5 protein-coding genes are annotated in these 6,364 nt (G+C 67.0%); 1 reads left to right on the forward strand and 4 read right to left on the reverse strand.

Annotation, left to right across the window (positions count from 1 at the left end; translation table 11 throughout):
- From rpsL to Q8M82_RS10250, 3 genes are all read right to left on the reverse strand, one after another.
- Positions 1-279, reverse strand: a 279-nt coding sequence (gene rpsL / locus Q8M82_RS10240) for a 30S ribosomal protein S12 (protein WP_305691263.1), incomplete at its 3' end; no start/stop codon positions are given.
- A 297-nt stretch (positions 280-576) separates the two neighbouring features.
- Positions 577-1,473: an alpha/beta hydrolase gene (locus Q8M82_RS10245; RefSeq protein ID WP_305691264.1), complete on the reverse strand. Its 897-nt coding sequence runs from the start codon at positions 1,471-1,473 to the stop codon at positions 577-579.
- Between the two features lie 3 nt (positions 1,474-1,476).
- Positions 1,477-2,457 (reverse strand): Bug family tripartite tricarboxylate transporter substrate binding protein, encoded by a 981-nt coding sequence (locus Q8M82_RS10250; protein WP_305691265.1) that lies wholly within the window; start codon positions 2,455-2,457, stop codon positions 1,477-1,479.
- A 118-nt stretch (positions 2,458-2,575) separates the two neighbouring features.
- Between Q8M82_RS10250 and Q8M82_RS10255 the strand changes: the two genes are divergently transcribed.
- Positions 2,576-3,493, forward strand: coding sequence for a LysR family transcriptional regulator (locus Q8M82_RS10255; RefSeq protein ID WP_305691266.1), 918 nt, complete (start codon positions 2,576-2,578; stop codon positions 3,491-3,493).
- 57 nt (positions 3,494-3,550) lie between these two features.
- Here Q8M82_RS10255 and Q8M82_RS10260 read toward each other — a convergent pair.
- Positions 3,551-6,364: DNA-directed RNA polymerase subunit beta' (locus tag Q8M82_RS10260; protein ID WP_305691267.1), on the reverse strand; the 2,814-nt coding region annotated here is incomplete at its 5' end.

Here is a 6,364-nt window from a genome sequence, read left to right on the forward strand (position 1 = left end):
CACGCCGGGAAGGTCCTTCACGCGGCCCCCGCGGATCATGACCACCGAGTGCTCCTGGAGGTTGTGCCCCTCGCCCGGGATGTAGCCGATCACTTCGAAGCCGTTGGTCAGGCGCACCTTGGCGACCTTGCGGAGCGCCGAGTTCGGCTTCTTCGGGGTCGTCGTATAGACGCGGGTGCACACGCCACGCTTCTGCGGGCAGGACTCCAGCGCCGGAGCGGTGTTGCGCGCCTTGACCGGCGAACGCGGCTTGCGAATGAGCTGGCTGATTGTCGGCATTCTGGCCTCTCGCTCCCATTGAGCGTTTGGAAATCGCTAAAATCTCGGCCCAGACCGATCGTTGCCATGGCACAAACGAAGCCGCGCCGTCGGCTCCCCTCGGGGTGCCTCAGGCGCGTTCGCCAGCAGAGGAACACGGATTGCGCCGCGTTCATGCATCCTGCCATGTCGTCAATCGACGCTGGAATTCCGGTGGAGTTTCGGCCGCGAAATTCGCCAGCAACAAAGGCTTAAGGCGACATACGTGTCCGACAACCACCGACAGTGGCGCGCTTATGACTCGGGGATAGATTCGCGTCAAGCCCGTTTCTCGCGAAACGCGCCATGAACCAGCCCTTCGAGCGCAGTTGACGCAGGGGTTCGGGCGTCGGCGAGCTCGAGCGCGACCTCGAAATGATTTAGCCCGGCGCATTCGAGCCTGGCAAGCCGGCCCCCGCTGCGTTCCACCGCCGTCGCAAACGCGGCGCCCTGCCGCCTGAACTCGGGGCTTTCCCCCTCGCCCAGTCCGACGATCACGGGACACCGCAGGCGCTCGACATGCAGGAGCGGCGAGAGCTGCTGCTCCTCCTGCGCGTCGATGTCGATATAGAGGCGCCGCGAGCTGAGCATCACCGGCCCGAGATCATAGCTGCCGCTCAGGCAGAAGCCGCCCTTCAGGACATCGTCCGGCAGGCCGAAAGGCTCCCAATCCGTGGTCAGGAGCACAGCAGCCAGATGGGCGCCCGACGAATGCCCGGAGATCGTGATGCGATCGCGGTCTCCGCCATGGTCCGCCACATGGTTCCACACCCAGGCGACCGCCTCGCGCAGCTGCGCCACTATGTCGGGCAGCCGGACCTCGGGCAGGTTGGAGAAGCCGGGGATCACGACGAGTGCTCCGGTCGCCACCAGTGGCGGGGCGACGAAGGAGACATCCTCCTTGTCCAGCGCGCGCCAGGCGCCGCCGTGGAGATGCAGGTGAACCGGCGCCCCGGCCCCACCGGGCGGGAACAGATCCAGCCGCTGCGCGGGATGAGCCCCATAGGGAACATCGGCGTGATGCCGAAGGGCGGCACGTGCCCGGGCGCTCTCCTCGTCGTAGCGGGCGATCACCGCCGCCGCATTGGGAGCCCAGACGCGCTGATCGTAACAGCGATCGAGCTCCTCCTGCGTATAGTGGAGATAGACGGGCTTCGACACGGACTGCGACGGCATGGATCAATCGATCTTGACGCCGAGGTCACCGATCAGCTTGGCCCAGTGGGCTCGTTCGCTGTTCATCTTCTCGACGAAGGCGTCCCCGAACACGGGCTGGACTGCGACGCCCAGCTCGCGCAGTCGCTGCACGAATCCGGGCTTGCCGAGGATCTGTGCGAGTTCGCGCTCGAGCCGGGCGCGGATCGAGGCTTCGAGCCCGGCCGGCGCGAACAGTCCGATCCAGGCCGAAGCCACTACGCCCTGCGCGCCCGCCTCCGCCATCGTCGGCACGGCCGGCAGGATATCGGAGCGCGCCGGTGCGGCGATCCCCAGCGCCTTCACCGCGCCGGACTGGAGATGCACGAGAATGTCCGGCACCAGCGGGAACATCACCTGCAACTGCCCCGAGAGCAGGTCGGTGATGGCGGGCGCCTGGCCGCGATAGGGCACATGGGTCATCGGCGCGCCCGTCTGGGCCTTGAACAGCTCCGCCGCGAGATGGGTCGGCGAGCCGATGCCGGACGATCCGAAGCTCAGCGCATCGGGACGGGCCTTGGCATAGGCCACCAGTTCGGCGACGGAGTTGACCGGGAGGTCCTTGTTGACGACGACGAGGTTGGGTGACTCCCAGACCAGCCCGATCGGCGTGAAGTCCTTGACCGGGTCGAAGCCGGACCGGCGATAGAGGCTGCCATTGATCGTCTGCGTGCCGTTCGTGCCGACGAACAGCGTGTACCCGTCCGGCGCAGAGCGCGCCGCATCGGTCGCGGCCAGATTGCCTCCGGCACCGAGCTTGTTCTCGACCACGGTGCCCTGCCCCAGCGCATCGCGCAGCGCGTCGCCGATCAGGCGCGCCGAGACGTCGGCGCTGCCGCCGGCTGGAAACGGAACGACGATGCGGATGGGTCTGGCGGGCCAGGCTTGGGCCCAGGCGGCTCGTCCCAGCACCGGCGTGAGGCCGGCGCTTGCGAGAAGGGCGAGGCACTCACGGCGGTTGGGCATCGGTTCGACCTCGCTCAAGGGACAGCAGAGACGAGACTAGGGGCCGGTTCGGGCCCGGCGCTATTGCAAAACCGATGCATACCCATAACCATTCGACATGACCCTTGAGCATCGCACGATGGCAGCCTTTCTCGCGGTTGCCCGCTTTCGCAGCATAGGCAAGGCAGCCGCCTTCGTCGGCATGTCGCAGCCTGCGCTCAGCCGAAAGATCGCGGCCCTCGAAAAGCGGCTGGGCGTCCCCCTCTTCATCCGTCACGCGGGCGGCGTGGAGCCGACGCTCTACGGCCAGACCCTCCTGCCCCATGCCGAGGCGATCGCCGCGGAAGCGGGACGCGCCGTCGCCGAGATCAACGAGTTGCGCGGCGCCGGGCGGGGCCTCGCCAGCATCGGCGTCGTCCCTAGCGCGACCACGACGGTGCTCCCCTTCGCCGTCAACCGGGTGATCGGCCAGTCGCCGGGAGCGTTGATCCGCATTCGCGAGGGCACGGGCGAACAGCTGCGCGCTGCGCTCGGCCGCGGCGAGGTCGACATCGTCGTCTCCGGGCGGCTGGACGAGCCTGTCGAGCCGGGCCTGCTCGTCACCCCCTTCTACGAGGACCGGGTCGGCGTCGTCCTGTCCGCGACGCATCCGCTCCTCTCGGAGGGCCGCCCTCCGCCGATGGCCGCAGACCTGCTCGGCTATCCCTGGGCGATGGCGCCCAAAGGCAATGTAATCGCCTTCGGCTTTCGGGAGATGTTCCTGCGCCAGGGCCTCGAACCGCCGCGACCCAATGCCGAGACCAGCTCGGTCCACGTCCTCACCCGCCTCGTCGCCTCGACCGACTTCCTGACGGTCCTGCCCCATGACGTCGTCCAGCAGGAAATCCGCGCCGGGATACTCAGCTGCCTCGACGGCGAGGCCTTCGCCTGGCGTCGGAGCCTGGTGATCATCCGTCGCAGCAGCGGCGCCCTGCCACCCGTCACGGCGCTGTTCCTCACGGAGCTGCGCAGGGCGGCGTCTCTGCGCGGCTTGCCGCCGATCACGCCCGCACCATGAAAAAAGGGCCGCCCCGAAGGGCGGCCCTGATCCAGCTATCGCGCTCTCGCGCGGAGGTTACTCCGCTGCAGGCAGAGCCGCCTCGACCGCCTTGGCGGCGGTGGCCGCGGCCTTGGCCGCCGCATCCGCCTTCTGGCCGACGATGAGATCGTCACGACGCGTGGCCACCTGCTTGATGCGGGCGACCTGTGCGCCGGTGCCGGCCGGGATCAGCGAGCCGACGATGACGTTCTCCTTGAGGCCTTCCAGCGTGTCGTACTTGCCGTTGACCGCCGCCTCGGTGAGGACGCGGGTGGTCTCCTGGAACGAGGCCGCCGAGATGAACGAGCGGGTCTGCAGCGAGGCCTTGGTGATGCCGAGCAGCACGGGGACGCCGGAGGCGGGCTTCTTGCCCTCTTCCTTCATCTTCGCGTTGATCTCCTGCAGCTCGATCCGGTCGACCTGGTCGCCGGTCAGGATGTCGGTATCGCCGCCATCCGTGATCTCGACCTTCTGCAGCATCTGCCGGACGATGACCTCGATGTGCTTGTCGTTGATGCCGACGCCCTGGAGGCGATAGACCTCCTGGATCTCGTTCACCAGATAAGCCGCCAGCTCCTCGACGCCCTTGATCGCCAGGATGTCGTGCGGGGCCGGGTTGCCGTCGAGGATGTAGTCGCCCGTCTCCACGACGTCGCCGTCCTGGAGATGGATGTGCTTGCCCTTCGGGATCAGGTACTCGAGCACCTCGGAGCCGTCATGCGGGGTGAGCGTGACGCGCCGCTTGTTCTTGTAGTCCTTCCCGAAGCCGATCACGCCGGACTTCTCGGCGATGATCGCGGCATCCTTCGGACGCCTGGCCTCGAACAGCTCCGCCACCCGCGGCAGACCGCCGGTGATGTCGCGGGTCTTGGCCGAGTCGGTCGAGACACGTGCCAGCACGTCGCCCGCCTTGATCGAGGCCCCCGGCTCCACCGAGATGATGCCCTCGACCGGCAGGATGTAACGGGCTTCGCCACCGCGGGCGAGCTTCGCCACCTTGCCGTCCGGCCCATGCACGGTCAGCGCCGGGCGCAGGTCCGAGGTCCGGGCCGAGCCGCGCCAGTCGATGACGACGCGCTTGGAGATGCCGGTCGCCTCGTCGGTCGTCTCGGTGATCGACATGCCGTCGACCAGGTCCTCGAAGCCGACGGTGCCGTCGACCTCGGCCAGGATCGGGCGGGAATAGGGATCCCACTCGATCAGGCGCTGGCCGCGCTTGACCTTGTCACCCTCGTCGACCCGCAGCTTCGAGCCGAACTGGACGCGATGGACCGCCCGCTCGGCGCCGTCCGGCCCGACGATGACGATGGCGATGTTGCGCGCCATCGCGATCAGATCGCCATCCGAGTTCCGCGCCACGTTGCGGTTGCGCATCTTGACCGTGCCTTCGAAGTTCGACTCCGTGAAGGACTGGTCGGCGATGGTGGCCGCGCCGCCAATGTGGAAGGTGCGCATGGTCAGCTGCGTGCCCGGCTCGCCGATCGACTGCGCCGCGATGACGCCGACGGCTTCGCCCATGTTGACCGGCGTGCCGCGAGCGAGGTCGCGGCCATAGCAGGTCGCGCAGACGCCGTTCTTGGTCTCGCAGGTCAGCACCGAGCGGATCTTCACCTCCTGGATACCGGCGGCGTTGATCTTCTCGATATGGGCCTCGTCGATCATCGTGCCCTTCGGGACGAGGACGTTGCCGTCGATATCCGTCACGTCCTCGGCCGCCGAACGACCCAGGATGCGGATGCCGAGCGACGCCACGACCTGGCCCGCATCGATGATGGCGCGCATCTTGATGCCGTTGTCCGAGCCGCAATCCGTCTCGGAGATGATGGCATCCTGCGCCACGTCGACGAGACGGCGGGTGAGATAACCCGAATTCGCCGTCTTGAGCGCGGTGTCGGCCAGACCCTTGCGGGCGCCGTGCGTCGAGTTGAAGTACTCGAGCACGTCCAGGCCTTCCTTGAAGTTCGAGATGATCGGCGATTCGATGATCTCGCCCGACGGCTTGGCCATCAGGCCGCGCATCGCCGCGAGCTGCTTCATCTGCGCCGGCGAACCGCGCGCCCCCGAATGGCTCATCATGTAGATCGAGTTGATCGGCTTGTCGCGGCCGTGCTCGTCCTTCTTCACGGTCGAGATGCGGGCCATCATCTCCTGGGCGAGCTTGTCGGAGCACTTCGCCCAGGCGTCGACGACCTTGTTGTACTTCTCGCCCTGGGTGATCAGGCCGTCCTGGTACTGCTGCTCGTAATCCTTGGCGAGCGCGCGGGTCGTGTCGACGATCTCCCACTTGTTCTCCGGCACGACCATGTCGTCCTTGCCGAAGGAGATGCCCGCCTTGAAGGCGTGGGTGAAGCCCAGCGACATGATGCGGTCGCAGAAGATCACCGACTCCTTCTGACCGCAGCCGCGGTAGACGGCGTCGATCATCCCCTGGATTTCCTTCTTCGTCATCAGCTTGTTGGTGACGTCGAAGCTCATCGCCGCGTGCTTGGGCAGCGCGGTCGACAGGATCACGCGGCCGGGCGTGGTGTCGTAGATCTTGGTGAAGGGCTGGCCGTCGGGGCCGACGCCGGTCCAGCGGTATTTGATCTTCGAATGCAGCGTCACGACCTTCTCGTGCAGCGCGTATTCGAGCTCGCCGAAGTCACCGAAGACCTTGCCCTGGCCCGGCTCGCCGTCCGAGACGATCGACAGGTAGTACAGGCCGAGCACGATGTCCTGCGACGGCACGATGATCGGCAGGCCGTTCGCCGGGTGCAGGATGTTGTTGGTCGACATCATCAGCACGCGAGCCTCAAGCTGGGCCTCGAGCGACAGCGGAACGTGGACGGCCATCTGGTCGCCGTCGAAGTC

This window comes from Allobosea sp. (assembly GCF_030694325.1).
Classification (GTDB): Bacteria; Pseudomonadota; Alphaproteobacteria; order Rhizobiales; family Beijerinckiaceae; genus Allobosea.